Source organism: Pseudoalteromonas ostreae (assembly GCF_018069805.1).
GTDB lineage: Bacteria > Pseudomonadota > Gammaproteobacteria > Enterobacterales > Alteromonadaceae > Pseudoalteromonas > Pseudoalteromonas ostreae.
This window is the reverse complement of record NZ_JAGPYN010000006.1, coordinates 126757-146708: the sequence shown is the minus strand read 5'-3', so window position 1 is coordinate 146708 and position 19952 is coordinate 126757. Positions and strand designations below refer to the sequence as shown.

Annotated in this window: 14 protein-coding genes; 10 read left to right on the top strand and 4 right to left on the bottom strand. The window is 39.2% G+C overall.

Going from position 1 to position 19952, the window contains the following annotated elements:
• Positions 1-893: 893 nt before the first annotated feature.
• The 4 genes from J7338_RS06785 (at position 894) to J7338_RS06770 (ending at position 5003) form a co-directional block, all read left to right on the top strand.
• The gene (locus J7338_RS06785; protein ID WP_210796328.1) at positions 894-1859 is read left to right on the top strand and encodes a hypothetical protein; all 966 of its coding nucleotides are present in this window, start codon (positions 894-896) and stop codon (positions 1857-1859) included.
• Positions 1860-2365: 506 nt separating this feature from the next.
• Positions 2366-3340 (top strand): transposase, encoded by a 975-nt coding sequence (locus tag J7338_RS06780; protein ID WP_210796327.1) that lies wholly within the window; start codon positions 2366-2368, stop codon positions 3338-3340.
• 138 nt (positions 3341-3478) lie between these two features.
• Positions 3479-4063 (top strand): hypothetical protein, encoded by a 585-nt coding sequence (locus J7338_RS06775; RefSeq protein WP_228732936.1) that lies wholly within the window; start codon positions 3479-3481, stop codon positions 4061-4063.
• A 451-nt stretch (positions 4064-4514) separates the two neighbouring features.
• Positions 4515-5003, top strand: a complete 489-nt coding sequence (locus tag J7338_RS06770) for a hypothetical protein (RefSeq protein ID WP_210796326.1) — start codon at positions 4515-4517, stop codon at positions 5001-5003.
• Positions 5004-5277: 274 nt separating this feature from the next.
• On the opposite strand, the gene J7338_RS06765 is transcribed toward J7338_RS06770, so the two are convergent.
• Both J7338_RS06765 and prs read right to left on the bottom strand, forming a co-directional pair.
• On the bottom strand, positions 5278-6873 hold the full coding sequence (locus J7338_RS06765; RefSeq protein WP_210796325.1) for a nicotinate phosphoribosyltransferase: 1596 nt from the start codon (positions 6871-6873) through the stop codon (positions 5278-5280).
• Between the two features lie 10 nt (positions 6874-6883).
• A complete protein-coding gene (gene prs, locus J7338_RS06760; protein WP_210796324.1) occupies positions 6884-7738 on the bottom strand; it encodes a ribose-phosphate diphosphokinase in 855 nt (284 codons plus the stop codon).
• Positions 7739-7924: 186 nt separating this feature from the next.
• Here prs and J7338_RS06755 point away from each other — a divergent pair, with 186 nt between their 5' ends.
• The 3 genes from J7338_RS06755 to J7338_RS06750 are packed head-to-tail and all read left to right on the top strand — an operon-like array spanning position 7925 to position 11326.
• A complete protein-coding gene (locus J7338_RS06755; protein WP_210796323.1) occupies positions 7925-8623 on the top strand; it encodes an NUDIX hydrolase in 699 nt (232 codons plus the stop codon).
• Positions 8624-8654: 31 nt separating this feature from the next.
• A complete protein-coding gene (locus J7338_RS20775) occupies positions 8655-9296 on the top strand; it encodes a hypothetical protein (protein WP_228732935.1) in 642 nt (213 codons plus the stop codon).
• 11 nt (positions 9297-9307) lie between these two features.
• On the top strand, positions 9308-11326 hold the full coding sequence (locus tag J7338_RS06750) for a DEAD/DEAH box helicase (protein ID WP_228732934.1): 2019 nt from the start codon (positions 9308-9310) through the stop codon (positions 11324-11326).
• 148 nt (positions 11327-11474) lie between these two features.
• Here J7338_RS06750 and J7338_RS06745 read toward each other — a convergent pair whose 3' ends face one another.
• Positions 11475-13532, bottom strand: coding sequence for a prolyl oligopeptidase family serine peptidase (locus J7338_RS06745; RefSeq protein ID WP_275074560.1), 2058 nt, complete (start codon positions 13530-13532; stop codon positions 11475-11477).
• Between the two features lie 867 nt (positions 13533-14399).
• On the bottom strand, positions 14400-15257 hold the full coding sequence (locus J7338_RS06740; RefSeq protein ID WP_210796321.1) for a chitodextrinase: 858 nt from the start codon (positions 15255-15257) through the stop codon (positions 14400-14402).
• Positions 15258-15418: 161 nt separating this feature from the next.
• On the opposite strand from J7338_RS06740, the gene J7338_RS21040 reads away from it, so the two are divergent.
• The 3 genes from J7338_RS21040 (at position 15419) to J7338_RS06730 (ending at position 19923) form a co-directional block, all read left to right on the top strand.
• On the top strand, positions 15419-15577 hold the full coding sequence (locus J7338_RS21040; protein WP_338052506.1) for a helix-turn-helix domain-containing transcriptional regulator: 159 nt from the start codon (positions 15419-15421) through the stop codon (positions 15575-15577).
• A 93-nt stretch (positions 15578-15670) separates the two neighbouring features.
• Positions 15671-15841 (top strand): hypothetical protein, encoded by a 171-nt coding sequence (locus J7338_RS06735; protein WP_210796320.1) that lies wholly within the window; start codon positions 15671-15673, stop codon positions 15839-15841.
• Positions 15842-16752: 911 nt separating this feature from the next.
• A complete protein-coding gene (locus J7338_RS06730; RefSeq protein WP_210796319.1) occupies positions 16753-19923 on the top strand; it encodes a hypothetical protein in 3171 nt (1056 codons plus the stop codon).
• Positions 19924-19952 lie beyond the last annotated feature (29 nt).

Below are 19952 nucleotides of genomic sequence, written 5' to 3'. Positions count from 1 at the left end.
TAAGTGAATTTCACCACAGAGGTCAAAGTGGCGCTTCGCGCTGCACCGAGGGTAAATATTGTTGTAGGAGATGGCTTTAGCCACGAGTGATTTAATACCAATAATAGAGTTAACCACCGTAGGTGCAGAGCTTGCTGGCGCGTATGATTTGTAGGTTGGGCTTTAACCCAAAAAGTTGTATCACCTTGGCTGATGGTTCTTACTGCTAACTTTACATATATATTTTCGGGATAAATCCACGGCCTACATTAGAAACCTTATTCAAGGTTTTGTCGCGCTGGCGACAGCCAAAGAGGGATCGATTTTCAAATTCATTCTGCTGCAAGCAATTCATCCCTGAAGCTGGGTTACTGTCGGCATCCATGCCTCCACTTCCTCATACTGCGAAGCTGCGCTTCGGTTATTCGTCACCTCCCAGCGCCACCCGAGCATCACGCGTAATCCTTCAAAAAATTAATTGATGTGAACGTAAACGGCGAAGATAGACCAACTTTCACATCCATGTACGCTCCCCAGTTCGCCATCCATGGCCTCTCGTTCAAAGCTACGCTTTTCACCCATGGCCTTGTTTCGCCTTATCGCGCATTGCCAACATGGATGTAGGTACTTAGGATTTGTCGGGAACAAAATTCTGCCATGCGCGATATTCCTCATCAATTGCTTATTTTCAGGGCGTGATGTCGGGGGAGGGTGTTAAACGTATGGCAATAAAAGGTAACAAGTTTTTAGGCTGTAGTGCATTTCCAGAGTATCGTAATATCATTGTGGCTAGTTGAATCAATTGTTTTTTACATTTAACTCTAAATGTTAACTTTGTTTGTTTTTTTTGACATTTTTAGCGAGTGATACTAGGATGTACCCAAAATGAGAAAGTTAACTAAAGGAGATGAAAAATGATTTTAAAATCTATTGCACTTGTAGCTGTGTTAAGTGTTGGGATTGCCCCAAGCGCGGCTTCTGCTGCGATCAATAACAATATTGGAGAATGCAACTTATACAGTTTGTTTGAACAGAATAATCGTAGCGACTACGTTACTCGAGTCTCAGCATCAATTTCTTATGGCGGCTATCAAAGTTGTGTTTTGGATAGCAGCAACCATATAAAATCTGTTCTAGCCAAAACATCGGCGCGTAGAAACACCTTAGAATCCGATATCAAGCAAAAAATTTATCAGAGTATTGATGCAAACCTCAATGGGAGCTTTGATTTAGATTATGTATCAACAAACCTTAATGGCCCTATGGTGTTCGAACTAAAAGAATCCAATGGCAAAATAATTGCCAAGGTTGGTGGTGTTGGTATTAGCTCTAAAGCCAAAATCACATTGAAAAATACCCCCTCTGTTATTTTTAAAGCGTATGGCAGAATCAGTTCCCCTGAGATTTGGGCGACCGCTGAGTATAATCCATATACAGGTGTAATCTCAAACATAAATGTAAATCCAGTAAATCTAAATGTTGATTTTGAAACGCGTTTTCTTGGGGTTAGCATACCTGGCCTTTCTAATCTAATTGACTCTTTCGTCGAGTCAAAATTGGCGAGAGCCATAGCTGGATTTGCTAACGATGATAGGCTTAGTGGGGCTCGTACTGTGTTTTCATTAGATAAAGCTATCCCAAGCGGAGAGTTTTTCTATGGTGGTGAAGATTTAGGTGTAAAAGCAAAAGATGCGATCCGGTACATTAGCAGTGGCCAGTCTGTTCGTATTTCGGTTTCAGGAAACTCATTGACCTACAACAATCAGCCGCACACCGCCTCAATCAACGTTAAACTCTCTGACTCTGTCGAAGTTCAGTTAGACAGCGTTCGCAGAAAAAATCCGCTGGGCCCTGATAACTGTCCAGTTAGCTGTCATTAACTCGACTTGTCGCGGCAGAAATAAAAGGCGATAACGACATACTTAACGGATCTGAACCCAGGGGGAGTTAAGTGATCTTGCTGTAAAAGTCTAGGGGTCACCCGTTAGTAAGGTCCGGTCAAGCAGGCTGTTGTGTTTGCTTGACCTTTTAACCAAAAAACCAAGTGTTGTTATTTTTTAAACTCAATTTAAATCTGACTACGGACCTAGTGCCTTCAACCGAAGTCCCTGTCATACATCAAGAAACCCAAAGGGGTCAAAACCAAAGGGGTCAAATCTTGACTTCAGACATCAAAGGTCTAGATTTATAGTTTACTAGTCATTGAGTGAATTACTATGTCTAGGCCGCTGCGAATAGAGTATGAAAATGCGTTTTATCATGTAATGAATCGTGGAAGAGGCCGCGAAAATATCTTTTTAAATGATAAAAAACCAAAGGGGTCAAATCTTGACTTCAGACATCAAAGGTCTAGATTTATAGTTTACTAGTCATTGAGTGAATTACTATGTCTAGGCCGCTGCGAATAGAGTATGAGAATGCGTTTTATCATGTGATGAATCGTGGAAGAGGGCGTGAAAATACCTTTTTGAGCGATGACGATTTTACGTATTTTTTATATTGCATTGAGCAAGCAAGCCTTCGCTTTAATATTGAAGTGCATTCATATTGTTTAATGACCAATCACTACCACTTACTTATCAAAACCCCCGATGCTAATTTAGGTAGAGCCATGAAGCATATTAATGGCCTTTATACTCAATACTTTAATCGAACACATAACACAGACGGTGCGCTGTTTAGAGGACGATATAAAGCGGTTTTGGTGGATGCTGATAACTACTTGTTGCATGTTAGTCGGTATATTCATCGTAATCCAATTGAAACAAGCACCCCGCTGGTAGATGACCTTGCTAAGTATCAATGGTCTAGCTATTCCGCTTTCATTAAAAGGGTAGCGGTGCCTAAATGGCTTGTTCGAGATTTTATATTTTCGCTGCAAGGCAAAAAGCATAAATATGCAGCTTATAAGCAGTTTGTGGAGTTTGAAAACAGTGAAGAAATAAGCGCTTTTTATAATGCTAAAAAGTTATTGTCGGTTCTGGGCTGTGAGGACTTTATTGAAAACATAAAAGACCATATCGCATCACCAAATAGTGAAAGTAAGCTTGTTGTTAAAAAGTACTCAGCAGATGATGTAATCTCCTACTTAGCTCAATACTTTGGTGTTGAGGTAGATGATATAGTAATTGTTAAAAAGGGGCGAAAAGAGAAAAATTTACCCCGTTGGTTTGCTATTAAATTATGCCAAGATTTAACGGGATTAAATTTGCAGGCGTTAGCAGATATATTTAATGTTAAACACTATTCGGCTATATCAAAAACTGTCGGTAGATTAAATGTATTAATGATTGAAGATAATATGGTTGAATTACAATTGGAAAAGCTACGAGATTGTTTGATATCTGAAGTCAAGATTTGACCCTTTCCTTTCCTTTCTTCTAGTGTTATGAATAGTCTAATGTTTTATTTTAAATTAAAAAATAGTTGTTTATTTTATTTTGCATGATAGTATTAGCTGAATTAGGGACAAAAATATCAATCATATAAGGATATACATATGTTGAAAATGAAAAAAATGGCTGTAGCAATCGCTTTAGCATCAGTTACTTCAATTACACAAGCGGCTGTATTTGATGGCTCTACTCAGTGCTCAGAAGATGCCGGATTCAAATCAAATGCAGTGAACAATTTAATCGCCTCGCTCGGTGACCTTCCTGCACTTAAACAACTAGCTCTTGAACAAACAGGTCCCATAGAGAATGGGTACTTCATATTCGACCCTCAGTTTTCTCGCTCAGATCGCTATTTTAATTGTAATGTTCCTTTAAGTAATACGATCGGTCAATTTGAACTGACGATTCATGGTATTACAGAGGGCTTAACAGGCACAAATGCTGGCTGTTCAATTTCTCGTGTTCGTAAAATTAGTGATGGCGGAAAAGATAAATGGTTTAAATTTAGTACTGGTAAAGGCTTTGATTGGGCTGATATTTCAGACAGTTCAAATAGTGCAAAGCAATTTGTATCTTATACAACCACACTTGATAACAACTTTGAAAGTGACGCCGTATTGACACTGAAATGCCGCACTACTTGGAAAAGTGGTTCCATTGCTGTCGGGCAAATCGAAATTAATAACTAATTCCTAATAACTAAAATATGTCCCTAATTATAAGGCTTAGAATTATTGCTAAGCCTTTTCTAAGCAAATTAATTCAGGTATTCGTTAGATTCATTGCAAATCCCTATGAGTGTAAGCATAGTTCTGTATATAGCTAAGTAGCCATACAGGAATAGGTTGTATTACTTACTGTAAACCAAAGGGGTCAAACCAAAGGGGTCAAATCTTGACTTCATACATCAATGGGCTAAATTTATAATTTACTACTTATTGAATTGATTGCTATGTCTAGGTCGCTGCGAATATGAAAATAATGGGTGACCCTTTCCTTTTAAGAGGTTTAAAAATATACAAATAAATAATGAGTTACGAACACGTTTACGTGATTCTGTTGCTGCTTTAGCATTTACTGGAAGCGCATATAATGGAGAAATCAAAGGTATAGATATTGGCGTTTTTGAGAGCCTAGATAGTGAAGGTTGAAGATTTATCTGTAAGTGATTCAATTCCGAAACTGAAGTACAGTTTAGCTTGTGCTGTAGCGGTTGTATCAAGTGTTATCAGCTATTCATCATTAGCATTTACAATATTAATCATGCTTTGGCCATACAATACTGTGAATGAATTAGGGCCTAGAGTTATCGTTTTTTTTATTGGGATATGTATATTTATTGCTCTTGGCGCGCTTCTATCAGCAGGTAGGTATTGGGTGATTAAAGTTTATAATTTAGTGGCCGGATGCGCTATATTTGTGTCCCTAATTTATGTTTTAGGTTTTATCTTTAAACGTGAAGGTGAGCTTTCATTTAATGGTGTAGGGCTTTCTGTCGTATTTATCGTGCTTAACTCTGTGTTGATGCTCTTTTTTAAAAGTAAGCATTTAAAGGTGAGTGTTAATGTAATTAAAAGGCTTAAAAAGCGACAGAAAAAGCAAATGGAATACTTAAAAGGTCAGCTCTAAACTTTAGTACAAAAATAAATGAAAGTAATATTAATCGCTACCTGTAACGTATACGTCGACCTTAATCTGGTATGTTCATGCCCTGTGGTAGAGACGTATCGTGACTAATAATTTTTAGAATTTTCAATTAAAAACTGGGAATTGATAAAACTTTAAAAGCCGTTGTAGCAATGTAGCGGCTTTTTTGTATTAGTTCAGACAATATCTGACAGTTCAAGGTAAGGTTTATTCATATAACGATTTTGAACATTACCTCTTAAACCCCAGCTGTGGTTTAAATTTGCTGGTTTATACACTCTCTAATTTCATTCAAGGTGGTTTCTTTTACTAATTTACCATCTTCAAAAACAACCTCTAGCAGTCCTTGTGCTTCTTCTTGCTCGGTTACGTCATCAAACAAGGTGAGTTCGCCATTGACTCGTTCTATTTTTAAGAGCCCTTTTGCTGATTTTTTCTTTGTATCAGTTTTAGGATCTTTAAAAATAGTTAAGCGTTCACCAGCTTTGACTACGCTCGTTGCTTTTACTGCTGAGCCATGTGTATCGCGAGTTACGTATTGGTAGCTGTAAGAGCCAATACCGAGTACGACTTTTGATGCAAAGCCCTTATCCATCAACCTTTGTAAAATTTGGCGTTGACGGGTTAGCGTTATAGCATCACCATAAATAGCGCCTATGTGTTCATCAAGTAGCTTGTAGCCTTTTGGTGTTGTTGTGCCACCAAATATATCCCATAAACATTCGATGAGCCCTTTTACTTCACATTCCATGAGTTCAATGATGTTGTTATCTTCAAAGCCAAAATATTGGCCATTAAAACGGTATGCCTCAAAACCTTTTTGTAAGACTTCTTTTTCAGCTTCATCTTGAGTGGTGAATAATTCACTGTAATCAGATACCGGTGAAATAGTGTAGCCTGTGAGTACTTTTACTGGATCACCTGAGTCTGGACGTATAACTAAGGTACCGTCACGAGTCATAATTTCGTTTTTTAATTGTGGTAAGTAATCAGTTACTAACGTCCAAAAGTCCCAGGTGTCGGAAACAACGCTTAAAATTCCTTTTGGCGATTGCTCTTGCATCAAGTATTTGAAGAACTCAATTTCACCTTCCATGATCCACGAACACGTAACCGAGTGTTCTGTTGCATCAACAGAGCAGCCAACAAGCTCATTATCTACATTAGCGCCATAATATTTCTCAGCAAACAAAACGGCAGGGATGGTATCGGTGCCTACGAGTCCAGATGCTAAATGACCAAAACCACTCATAGCGGCAGCATGTTTGCCGAACATCCCTCTAAAGCTAAAGTCATGCCCTTGGAAAGGTACAAACTCCATAGGCATCCCTGTTTTTTGTGCAAATTCTTTAAATACTTTTAAATAGGCAACAGAGGTTGTGGTACTTGTTTGGATTGGCCAGTTTTCGCAGCTTAGTACTGTTTCAATCATATTTGTTAGCCATTGAAAACCAGCTTTAGTATTGACGATTGTTATAGGAGGCACCAAATAAGGGACTAGGGTTCCCTCTGGTAATGCTTTTATTTTTAGTGGTAAATAACCTAAGTCATGTAAGTTTTCTAAATACTTTACATCAACGGTATAACCAAGCATTGAGCTCATAATACGTTTGTGATTAGCAACTGCTGTTGCCTTATCCACTTTGAAGAACTCATTCCATTCTTCTAAAAGGTAGCTTTTAATAAAGTACTGTAGACCAACAAACGCCACTTTATCGTTATTTTCTATGTTACTAAGTTTTCCGCTTCTTGATGTGAAGTTTGCGTATACTTCACTTACGTCAGGGTGATAGGCGCGGCTATGGAATTCTTTATAAACATCTTTTTGCATACTTGCAGCTATAATAGTCATGGTGTTTTCCTTACATCTCAATAATTTCTAAATTAATGTTGTTACTATGTTTAAATTCATTAGCTGGTTTAAACGAGTCAGTCGTGTAAATTTTGTCTATTAGTCCTTCAAAAACATCAAGCCCTTTTGAAAAAATACCGTGGGTAATAAAAAGAGAAACTTCAACGACACCATTATTTTTTAGAACTTTGGCAAGCTCAATAAATGTTCTGCCGCCGTCACAAATATCATCAGCAATTAGTACACTTTTACCTTTTACATCGCCAATAATTTCGGTTTTAATTATTTCGCCTGTTCTTAAATTTCTGACTTTTTGCGCTTGAACAACCTCAGGTACGCCATTGAATTTTTCTGAAATCTTAATGGTTTTTTTGCTCGCCCCTGCATCTGGAGAAATAAGAGTCAGTTCGCCTCGCGATAAACGTTGGCTTAGCACTTCGCATCGAGTGAGCAGCGAAATCTGTTCAATATTAGTCACTTTGTTTATTAAAGCGGGAGATACGTCGCTATGAGCATCCCAAATAGTGACTTTAGAAAAATTTAAGCTGTTAATAAATTTAGCCATAACAGCAGCACCTAATGCTTCACCTTCAACGCATACTCTGTCTTGACGTGCATAAGGAAAGTAGGGGATCACAAGTTCAAAATGTGTTTCTGCATTTGTTAATCTTTTTAATGCATCGACAGCAACCATTAATCTAACGACTTTAGAGGAGTCGGTTAGTCGTTCAAAAATCTCTATTTTTTTAGAGTCTGAAAAATCAATAGTATTAAATCTGACATGTTCTTCACCACCTGAAAAAGTAAAATGATCATAATCGATTACCGATTTACTGCCTGTTGAGTCATAGCTAAATACTTTCATTTTATGTCCTTTAAATGTTTGTGTCCTAGCGACACAATTAAGTTATCAAATGTACTCATTACATTCAAGCTATTTTTTAAACTAAATTACTGAACTTATGATAGGTGTATGAGTGTGCTATAAGTTGAAATTGAGAAGTGTTTGATTTATTGTGTCATTAAGACATTAACTTAGCGTGAGCATTTTGTGGCTAATCATTACGATATTACTGAATATAAAAACCCTTTATTTACAGTCGACAGTGTACTGTTCACAGTTCAAGAGGGCGCTTTAAAGGTTTTAATGGTAAAGCGTACAAGCGAGCCTTTTGCTGGTAGATGGGGTCTCCCTGGCGGATTTGTAAATGTTGATATTGATGATAATGTTGGCATGACTGCGCTGCGTAAACTTAAAGAAAAAACCAGTGTTGCCCCTCAGTATTTAGAGCAATTACAAACGTATTCAGGAGTTAACCGAGATCCTAGAGGTTTTAGTGTTACTTTGGTTTATTTTGCATTAATTGCAGAGGCGCAAGTATCAACTCATATAGCAACTGTTGATGATGCAAAATGGATAGATCTAAATAAACTAACTGAATTACCCGTCGCTTTTGATCATAAGTTTATAATTGAACAAGCAAAAGAGCGGTTAAAACAGAAAGCGCTTTATTCAATGATCCCAGTATATTGTTTACCAGAGCACTTTACTGTTGGACAGTTTAAGTTAGTAATTGAAACTATTCTTGGTAAACCAGTACAGCGAAAGAGTATTATTAGGCGTATTGAAGCCGCTGATATGTTTGAAAAAGTCGATGAAAAAGTGAAGTCTGGTGGTCGCTTAGCGCAGCTATATAAAGTAAAACCTGATGTAGATATTGTGAACTTTGAACGTAACTTGAGTGTTTAATTACTAGATCTAGTCAAAATGGAATTTAAATGTGAGTAAGCGAAATGTACTTTCTTATTATCGCGATTGCTATAAAGAAGATAGCGCGGATTTAAACCTATGGGATTTGAGTAAATTAAAAAAACAAGACTGCCTTGTACTTGAAGGTAGAGATGATTTAGGCTCGGGTTTTTTACCGCGATTGCCAATTCCTCAAGAGTTTGCTGAGCAAATGATAAAGCGAGTTGAGATATATCAACGTGAACGTGTTTTGTTGTATGTGCGTTTTATACTGGTCGGCAAACTTGAGATAAAAGGCGAGATAAAACAAGTTGTTTCACCTATCTTATTTAATGAAGCCGTGATAGAAAAAGATGATGACTATTACTTTTCGGTTATCGACTCTCAATCTGAAATTAATGAATCGCTCACCCAACTGTTAATGCCAGAAGCAGATCCTCTTGATGAAACTGCCGATATTCAGTCAGCTTATTTTTGGACTTCATTATTAAAACAAAGTCCATTAGCGCTAAACGTATTTGAGCTTTTAAATTATCCTGATCTTGTTAATTATGCCGAAATAAAAAAAGCCCTAAAAAGTAAAAATTTGACACTTTTACCTGCCTCTATGCTGGTGTTTGTTGAACGTTCAAGCAGCAGTCGAGGGGGGGGATCCATGAGCTCGAAGAAATAATAGCCTCAAAGATGCTTTCGCCCCCTATAGACGCTTTAATTTCAAATGATATGCCGCCGAACACGGCTAAGTCGTTAAAGTACGACTACTTACCTGGCTTATTGTCAGCACCTCAAAAAAAAGTTATTTCGATTGCTGCTAATGCGCATTTAGGCTGTGTGTCAGGGCCGCCAGGTACAGGGAAAAGTTATACTATTGCCGCAGTTGCTGCAGAGCACATGGCGCGAGGTGAGTCAGTACTTATTGTCGCGAATAATGACCCAGCACTTGATGTGATTGCCGATAAATTGAATGGGAATTTTGCGTTAAGTGAAGTATCAATTCGGGCTGGGAAAAAAGAGTTTTTAAAAAATCTAAAAGCGTATATTGCAGACTTATTGTCTGGTTATTTAGCGGATGAACAGGAAAAAGCCCCAGCTATTTTTGAATCAGAGCTAAAAGCACAAAATGTGTTACTTAATGATTTAGAGCAACGGTTTGATAAGTTTTGTCGCAAAGCGATAATCAGAGGTCAACGCCTTAAAAGGCTTGAAGATAACAATATTCAATGGTTAAGTGATTTATATCTCAAGTGGGCTCAGCGCAGTATTAAAAAGCTTGCAAAACAGTGGTCTGCTTTGGATGAAATTAACGATCAACAAACAAAAAGAGAGCTGCTGGCTAGTCGTTATTTAACCGTGTTAAAGAATACTAATTTGCGAACGTTAGTTAACACTCAGCGTAAATCGTTGCAGGCTTTTAATCAGGCTATTCGCAGTCGTACTTCTAAAAGGCAGTTTGAGCTGTTTGATAATATAGAATACTCATCATTGCTAGCGGCGTTTCCTGTGTGGTTAGTGAGTTTGAATTCGTTGTATAGGGTATTACCCTTAAAGCCGCAAATGTTTGATTTAGTTATTATCGATGAAGCAACACAGTGCAATATTAGCAGTTGTTTACCAGCACTTTATCGCGCAAAACGAGCGCTTGTAGTTGGCGATACAAAGCAATTAAGGCATTACTCTTTTTTAGCAAAATCAAAAGAGGCTCAGCTTCGCACTAAGAATCAACTATCACTCTCGAGTGTGGGGGTTGTTAGTTATCGTGATAATTCAATTTTAGATTTGACATTAAATATACTCAATAGCGATCAGCAATTAGCCTTTTTAGATGAACATTTTAGAAGTAAACCTGAGTTAATTCATTTTAGTAACCGCTATTTTTATCAGTCAAAGTTAAAGGTAATGCAACATCGGCCGTGTACAAGCAGTGGTAATTTATTTTTACAGCGTGTTAATGGTGAAAGAGATAAAAATGGCGTCAATCAGCTCGAAGCGAGCGCTGTAATCGCATGCATTAAGCAGCAAATGAGTGATGATCGAGAAACGGGTGTTTATCACAGCATCGGGATTGTTTCGCCATTTCGAAGCCAAGCAGATTTTATAGCAAAGCAAATAGATGTCCACTTTAGTGAAGCTGAAATAATTAAACATAAGCTTAGAGCCGCCACTCCTTTTGGTTTTCAGGGGGAAGAGCGCGATGTTATGTTGCTCTCTTTTGCCGTCGATAATGAGGCAAAACGTGCGGTAGTATATTTAAATAAAGCAGGTGTTTTTAATGTGACCATAACGCGGGCAAGACAAGCACAGCATTTATTTTTATCCATTGATGAAACACAGTTACCAGAACATTATTTATTAAGACGTTACTTAGGCTCGGTAAGTGAGTTTGCAGCCGCTCATACGTGTTTGTCTGATGTCGATGATTTTCAACGCGATGTAATACAAGAGCTGATGAAATTGCAGATAGAAACATGGCCTGGTTATGCTGTTGCGGGGACCGAGGTTGATATTTTATGTCGCTATCATGGCCGCTACTTAGCAGTCGATCTGATTGGTTACCCTGGACCTTGGGCTGATTTCTTTGAACTGGATACCTATAAGCTATTTAGTCGTGCCAATATAGAAATGTTACCCATAAGCTATGGTTTATGGGTCGTTGATAAAGACACCTGTCTACAAGCAATTGGAAGTAGGCTGAAAGTGAATTGAATCAACTTAACTTTTAGGTCGCCATACGGGTTTAGTGAACATTATTGTCCAATTTTAATAGATAAGGTTAGTTAGTAGGATATGGGTACAGAGGTGTTATTAATAAGGTCAGGGAATACCTGACCTTATGTCTGCTTACCTTTGTTGGCTATTTTAAGCGTTCCATTAGGTACACATAACTTAAACTGCTTACCATTGCGCTTTGCTCATTGTTTGCGGCTCCAGCGTGCCCGCCTTCCGTATTTTCAAAGTACAATACCTCATAGCCCATGTCCTGCATTTTCGCTACCATTTTACGAGCATGAGCTGGGTGTACACGATCATCTCGTGTTGAAGTGGTAAAGAACACCTTAGGATACTCTGTATCTTTTTTCAGGTTATGGTACGGTGAGTATTTCTTTATGTAGTCCCATTCGCTAGCTACATCAGGGTTTCCATATTCACCCATCCAGCTTGCACCTGCTAATAGTTTATTAAAGCGTTTCATGTCAAGTAGTGGAACTTGGCAAATTACTGCATTATATAGATCAGGTCGACGTGTAAATGCTGCACCAACAAGTAAGCCTCCATTACTACCACCTTGAATTCCCAAATGCTTAGATGAGGTAATTTTTCTCGAAATAAGATCTTCTGCTATAGCTTCAAAATCTTCAAATGCTTTATGACGATTCTCTTTCTGAGCAGCTTGATGCCAGCGTGGTCCATATTCGCCACCACCTCTGATATTTGATAATACATAAACACCGCCATTAGCTAGCCAGTTTTTGCCCAAACTCGCAGAATAGTAGGGTTGCATTGATACTTCAAAACCACCATAACCATATAACAAAGTTGGATTTTTACCATCTAGTTTTAAATCTTTGCTATGAACGATGAAATAGGGAATTTTAGTGCCATCTTTTGATGTTGCAAAAAATTGTTTTGATTCATATTTACTTGCATCAAAATGGGATTTCGCACTTTTTAGCACAGTTAAACTTAGGTTATTTCCATTAACTAAATATAGGCTTGAGGGCGTTAAAAAATCAGTATAGTTAACAAAAAAATCATCCCTGTCTGGATCAGTATTAAAGACAGAAATACTGCCAGTTGTAGGGAAGCCTACTTGTTCTATTTTCCACTGTGCATTTTTAGTGGGGGTGTAACGGTAAAGCTTGTTTTTTACGTCTTCCATAACGGTAACTAAAATGGCTGATTTCGTAAAGTTTAAGCTTTCAATTGAAATATGCTCGGTAGGCTTAATAAAGCTACTAAATGATGCTTTGTCAGCAATTAATGCGTTTATATCAGTATAAATAACTTCTGCTTGCGTAAAATTATTCCAAGCTGATTTTAATTGTACAAATACTTTATTGTTATTAAGTCCAAGAAGTGACGCATCACTTGGAACATTAAGTTTTACTAGTTTTTCTTGCGCTAAGATGTAAATATCGCGGGTATAAAAACTAGTGCTGTCATAAATTAAATGATGAGTAGTATCACCATCGTGAGCTGTATATCCTCCCGCAGAAACAGAGGCTTTTTTTGCTGTAAACAACGTCTTTGCAGAAGCTAAATCGGTTCCACGTTTCCATAGCTTTACAACGCCAGGATAACCAGAGTCTGTTATTGAATCTTCACCAAAATCAGTACCAACAAATACAGTATCCTTGTCATACCAAGAAATAGATGACTTAGCCTCAGGCAAACTAAATCCGTTTTTGACAAAAGACTTAGTTGCAATATCAAACTCCCTAACGACTGTTGCATCAGCACCGCCTCGAGATAATGATAACAAACAGCGCTGATATTTAGGGTAATGGCAACGCATACCTTTATATACCCAATTTTCGTTTTCTTGCTCAGCTAACTTATCTAGATCTAATACGGTCTCCCATTTGGGTGAGTCTTTTTTATATTCTGCCAATGTAGTGCGGCGGTAAACTCCTCTAACATGTGTTTCGTCACGCCAAAAGTTATAATAATAACCAGCGCGCTCGGCTGCATAGGGGATCCGTTCTTTGTCATTTAAAATAGCGAGCGTATTACCAAAAGTAGCTTGGTAGCTTGGTTGAGATTTTAGGTGACTTAATGATTGGTCATTTTGTTTTTTTACCCAATTAAGCGCCTGTTTTCCTTCAACCTCTTCAAGCCATAAAAAAGGGTCTTCATTTGCAAAAGCATTCGTTGTTAGTAGTGAAGAAGTGATTAGAGCACTCCTTAATATATTTTTTCTTTTCAAAACCATCTCCTTTTAGTAGTAAATAACCATATATCATGGAGTACCTGCAATCAATACAATTATATTGGTTAACCTTAACTCTGGATAATAAATTTATCCCCAGCGGCTACTTACAATGTTGACTGTGTTGAATTTACTTGCAAGAGGATAGCGTCTGGCAAGTAAATTCGTCTTGTTATCAATGAAACTCTTTGCTTGGAGACCTATAAAAAATTTTAAATCAAGGTATTAGTAAATCTCTTACCAGAATACCGATTAGTTGTTATATATTAGGCTATCTTTTCTTGTTAGTTTATTTCTTCAGTTTCGAACAAGTTTACTTCGGCACTTGATTGGCTGACACTGTTTTTTTGTAAGGCGATATAGAGATCTGAATGCACGTAGATGCCTTCTTTACCGGATGTCATACCAGCAATTTCAAACCATGATAGTAATTGCCGCTTTCCATGTAAGTAGGGTCTCCCATTAGAAAGTTTCGGTCAAGCAAGCAGCTGTATTTTATTGATCTTTTTATTAAAAAAACCAAGTGTTGTTATTTTTAAATTCACTTTAAATATGACTACGCATCTAGTAATGACATCGATTGGTGTGAATATGCACCATGGCTTGGATAAAGAACGCCATATGAATTTAGGCAGTTTAATAAGCGAACAATTAAGGCCCTTGGCTTCCGCCCTCAGTCATCGTTTAGTACCAATGTCTGTCCTGTTTTTGGCAGTGCTTACGCCCTGCGCTATAACAAGCCCGTGGTTTATGCTTTATTAATGTTTTTAGAGCAGTACCGATCTTGTGCTTGATAATTACCATTCGCCAAAACTGGAAATATAAGTAAGAGTAAAATATATATAGCTTTCATTTTATGTCCTTCTTAAGGATATTGCAGTCTTGATCAGCACTTCGATGAAAACCGTCATCCCAAGCAATATAGTCACTAATTTTATTTTGGCTTTTCCGGTTAGCGTAAGCTCTATCTATCGTATTAAAGTATAAAACTTCGGGTTCTCTAAAGTGTGGGTGTGAATTTTGTAAATATCGAACACAGTAGCTTATGTTGATCATATCCAAAATAATCTGTTTACTAATCTCAGTATCTAAGTTTGGTATGCGCCCTTGCTCAATATCAATAACGAGTTGTAATGTTGAAGCGGCGCCTAAACTAAAGGTGATGAGCTGTGGGGAATCAAACTTTTCATACACATAGCGCTCATAATCATCACGGATACCGTTGTCATTTTGATCAACTCCGTCCAGCGTTTTATAGTCGTCAGGGTGTTCAGGTGGTAAATCTGGGGTTTGGTAAAATAAATCTTTAATTTTTTGCCAACTACTGTGGGGTTTAGGTTCGTTATTCTCATTCCAGTAGCGGGCAAGGTAGTAGTCGGCTCCGTGTTTTACAAGGTTGCCACCTTGATACACTTTGTTTGCTTGCCATTTTTCTATCACAGTATTTTGTAGCCAAATCCAACCATCCCAATGGGGTTGGTTTTCTATCGGTTCAATGCCTTTAACCCAAAAAGCGGCAATAAATAAGCTGTTGTTGTGAGTCACAACATCACCGGCTACATAAATTGAGCTGGCATTCCATGGTTGATGGTTTGGTTGAATATCGGCTAAATCTGTATTTTTAGATTCTGGGTTAAGCTGAAAAATATTCGTCGCGTAAGCGTGCGAACAAAAAAGTAACCAAGCAATAATGATGAGTTTAGTCATTGCAAAATCCTTTTGATGAAGTTCCATTACTTTTTTAATTAAGTTCACTTTTTAGGTAAATTCAAGGTGGGAGGATTAAATATTTCAAAATCATTAATGAGTTTGAAAAGTAGCAATACTTGGTTTTTGAATACAGAGATCAAGAAAACACAGTCGTCAGCATGATCGGAAGCTTCTTATGGGTGACCTCTTTCAGATCTTTGGTGAAAAAGCATGGCGTGAGCGATATTGCTAAGGCAACAGGATTAAACCGTGAAAGCTTGTATAAGGCAGTGAATGGTAAAACCAAAACTCGTTGCGAAACTTTTTTCAAGCGATAAAAGCACTTAACTTTCGCCTTACAACGCAAGTGGCGTAGGTTGGATTGAGTGCAACGAAACCCTACTGGTGTGTGGTCGTTCTTAGGGCGATAAGTGAATTTCACCACAGAGGTCAAAGTGGCGCTTCGCGCTGCACCGAGGGTAAATATTGTTGTAGGAGATGGCTTTAGCCGCGAAAGATTAACCACCGTAGGCGCTAAGCTTGCTGGCGCGTGTGATTTGTTGGTTGAGCTTAAGCCCAAAAAGTTGTATCACCTTGGCTGATGGTTCTTACTGCTAACTTTACATATATATTTTCGGGATAAATCCACGACCTACATTAGAAACCTTATTCAAGGTTTTTTGTCAGATTGTAATGGCGGCAACCAAAGAAGGGCTGCAGCTGATCCTTCCCTGAACTCTCCGTAGGAGCTGGCTTTAGCCGCGAATGTTTTCCACCCGAGCATCACGCTTAATCCTTCAAAACAGAATTGATGTGAACGTAAACGGCGAGGGTAGGCCAACTTTCACATCCCTGTACGCTCCCCAGTTCGGCCATCTATGGCCTCTCGTTCAAAGCTGCGCTTTTCACCCATGGCCTAGTTTCGCTTTATCGCGCATTGCCAACATGGATGTAGGTACTTAGGGTTTGTCGGGAACAAAATCCTGCCATGCGCGACATTACTCATCTATTGCTTATTTTCAGGGCGTGATGATGGGGGAAGGGTGTTAAATTTGAGGTTGGTGCTTGGTCTTGGCAAGAAGCAAGACCTGACCCTCCGCATTTTGGATGACCCTCCGCATTTGCGGGTACTTAGGATTAGTCGGGAACAAAATCCTGCCATGCGCGACATTACTCATCAATAGCTTATTTTCAGGGCGTGATGATGGGGGAAGGGTGTTAAATTTGAGGTTGGTGCTTGGTCTTGGCAAGAAGCAAGACCTGACCCTCCGCATTTGCGTGACCCTCCGCATTTGCGCGTGTATCCGTAAAAATACAGTGGGTTTATTCATATGGTACTCGCGAAACAAGCGAGGTTAAGCTGGTCAATGGTACAACCACAATCATGCGCTTGATGCAGTCTAAAACCATTTTTCCGGCCTAACAATATGAATCGATTTTTATATACAAACAAATTTAAAAACCAAGGTAGATTTCATACGTCATTTACCTTGGTAAAAAAAGAGGATTGATAATGGCAGCATTCACAGCCAAACAAGCTAGCGTTACCAATAGCTCAAAAGTCGTAACCATTAATAGTGGCGAAAGCATTGAAAATATAAACCCTCGAGACTTTTTAGTTCTCAATAACCAGATTGTTGAAATCACTCGTGGTTATATTAGCAGTGACGGCCAACAATGCATTGAATTACTTAAAAGTTGGGCTTATGGCCCCCAAAATAACCAGCCCTGCATTGCTATTCCGACAACGGGTAATTTTGCGGCTGCGATTCAATCGCTAAAAGACGCTCAAGCACTTGTTAATGAAAACTTTGCAACTATGCAAGACTGGCAAACAAAACAAGGCACGGTTACGTTTAATCATCCTGACGGTACCCAAACCACGGTTCAAACTCTGCCTGAGGCGTTGTCTGTCACAAGAAAAGTAGCCACGTTGGAACAAATGTGTGAGGGCAATAATAACGAAACGCTGGTCACACCATTTAATTTTAAAAAAGCCTTTAATCATTACAAAGATTTAAGTGGATTTAGTGACGTCTCATTTTCAGGGAGGCATAACGATCTAGAGGGGCGAAATCATGAGGGGGCCCACCCCGCTGCCGCTATAGATTGGAGTGCTTATCAGATAACACCACAAGCAATAGCCGAAAAAGTCAAGGAGGCTTCCCCCACCGCCGACGACATAGATTGGTCCAAGTACAACTTAACAACTGAGGCTATAGCATCCGCGGTAAAAGACGAAAAACAAGCAAGAATAATTGAGGCGGTGCTAATAGCAAACAATTTAAGCGGTAACTACGGGTTCTTTTCGAAAGGCCACGAAATAACTTCTCACGACGATGTTATGTTGGACTCAACAAATACAATGTGGCAGTACCAAGGTGCCCTACCACACGCTGTGTCAGAGGGATCAACGCCCGACAGTAACTGGGTAAAAGCAAAATTTCAAGTAGCTTGGGAAGACTACAGCACAACAGAGGAAGAAGTATCCGCAGCCGGTGTAAGAACTAAAGAGTACAGAGGCCAAGTAGCTGGTTCAGGTAACGTGGTATTAGCGCACGAACTAGGCTTGTACACAGGTGCGCCAGGTCTAGTACAACGCGCGGAGAACGCGTTGGAAATAGCAAGAAATGCAAAAGCAACGTTAGAGTTCCACAGAGACATTGAGTTCCCAAGCACTGTCCGTACAACAGGAACAGTAAACATACGCGTAGTGGAAGGTTGCCAAGTAACATTCAAAGATGGCGGTTTCGAATTTAACGCCAACGTAGAAGAATCCTACGTAGGCATAACAAGCATTATTAACTCTTACTTACCAGGGGACCCATACTTACCAGGAACTGTAATCGCTGGGTTATCAGCTGCTAAGGTAACATTTTCTAATGAGAACCACGGCCTAGTTGCAGGTGATTACATAAAGTTAGCCCGAAAAGAGCTCTACCCCTGGATTAAACTACCAGCCAAGATAGGCGAAGTAGGTATAGTGTCTTACGTATTAGGGAACGTGGTGTGGCTAGACAGAGAATTACAGAACCTGACCTATGATAAGCTTTTTATATACGGAGACGATGAATGCCACGTGGACTTACGGCTGCGTAATGTCGACGACTCAGGCGCTGGCGGCTCACTCGTTTACATAAGAAACTACGTAAGACCTACTGGTGAAGTCGTAGTGAGTGAGGGTAACTACCAAACATTGGTTAGTGCAGGTAACATAGAAGCAGACCTGACGCTCAAATCGTACAACCTAAGAAACATCAATCAAAGTCGCACTAAATTTGGTTACGGACTAGTAGACAAGAATTCAGTGAACTCAAAATACTTAATATACTGTACAAGAGTTCGTCATGGTTACACAACTACACACGGAGGACTAGGAACTACTCCCGACTGCTACGGCGAGGCAAAAGATAACGTGATTAGTGGAATAGGTACATTCTGTATAACACCATTTGATACACACGCCAGTGGGGAATCTTTAATCTTTAGTAATTGTCAATCACTTCACTCTTTAGGTGCTGGGTTTGCTAACAGAGCAAGTAATACCATGTATGAGAACTGTCACACAGTGGGCAATAGTGATGCGGGCTGGCAGAACTTCGACGGAGAAAGCGCATCAGTACTAATTGGGCACAACAGAAAAGTAACACTTCGTAACTGTACATCTAAAGGCCATAAACGAGGTATGAAGTCATTGTCTAACATACAGAAAGACTTAGCATCTCATAGGTTTACTGTAGTGCTAGATAACGTTACGTTCGAATCAAAAATATACACAGAAGCGTTGATGCTACGCAACACAACTTGTGAGTACAGCAACCTAACCATTGTAAACAAATCATCAAATGGTTCAGTAACTGAAAGTTCGTGGTCAGATCAAAATCCGATATTTCTGAGAGCATTTGTCAAGCTAATCAACTCTGATTTTGGGGGGGACAATTTAACTATGCAAGCCGACTCAAATGCATTGCACGTGTACCCGTTCAATTTAGAAGTAGACAGATCTCAAAATGAAACAGCGAGGAATCAAGTAACAGCCGCAGGATTATTCCTAGACAACAGTAAAACGCAGCAGTTCTACAGCTTCGGAGAACTTTTTGTCTCTAGTAAGTTACACGGGAAAGTACCTAACCAAGGGCCGATTGATTACACTGAAGGCCTGAAGCATAACTATTTAAGTGTAGGCGGGCTGATGCTCCATAGTAAGAATGCTCATGAGTTGATGAGAGACGACGTCCAAGAGCTTTTCTACACTATGTCAACACAGACTAAAGAGGGGTTGTATTACGTTAATACAAAAGCAGCACTCACAACCAGTACCGTTTGCAGAAACGCCCACAACATGGCATTACACAGTATAAACACTGCAAATAGCGTGGACTGGGCAAATGCTGAGCGAGTAGTTGATTTAAAATCAACTGACGAGCCGCATATCTTTGTACGTTGTCAACCATTAACACCTAATGGAGAAACAGGCGTAGCGGCAATCACAATAACAGAACTGAAGAATCCCGCAGGTGCTGAAGGCGCTGGGCAGCGTATAGACATAATCAACGACAGACCAACAGGAACAGTAGCTTTGACAGCAATTAACGTGTACCCAGCCAACTCTGCACCGAAAGGGAGAGGGTTAGTAGCATCACTAATCTATAATGGCGCAGGTTCATACACAAGAATAATTTAATTGGAAAAATGCCCATCCGCATAGCGCTG

Coding starts and splice junctions, on each gene's coding strand:
- J7338_RS06765 (WP_210796325.1), bottom strand. CDS start 6,873: ATGACTATTATAGCTGCAAGTATGCAAAAAGATGTTTATAAAGAATTC.
- J7338_RS06740 (WP_210796321.1), bottom strand. CDS start 15,257: ATGACTAAACTCATCATTATTGCTTGGTTACTTTTTTGTTCGCACGCT.
- J7338_RS06775 (WP_228732936.1), top strand. CDS start 3,479: ATGTTGAAAATGAAAAAAATGGCTGTAGCAATCGCTTTAGCATCAGTT.
- J7338_RS21040 (WP_338052506.1), top strand. CDS start 15,419: ATGATCGGAAGCTTCTTATGGGTGACCTCTTTCAGATCTTTGGTGAAA.
- J7338_RS06750 (WP_228732934.1), top strand. CDS start 9,308: ATGCTTTCGCCCCCTATAGACGCTTTAATTTCAAATGATATGCCGCCG.
- J7338_RS06780 (WP_210796327.1), top strand. CDS start 2,366: ATGTCTAGGCCGCTGCGAATAGAGTATGAGAATGCGTTTTATCATGTG.
- prs (WP_210796324.1), bottom strand. CDS start 7,738: ATGAAAGTATTTAGCTATGACTCAACAGGCAGTAAATCGGTAATCGAT.
- J7338_RS06730 (WP_210796319.1), top strand. CDS start 16,753: ATGGCAGCATTCACAGCCAAACAAGCTAGCGTTACCAATAGCTCAAAA.
- J7338_RS06785 (WP_210796328.1), top strand. CDS start 894: ATGATTTTAAAATCTATTGCACTTGTAGCTGTGTTAAGTGTTGGGATT.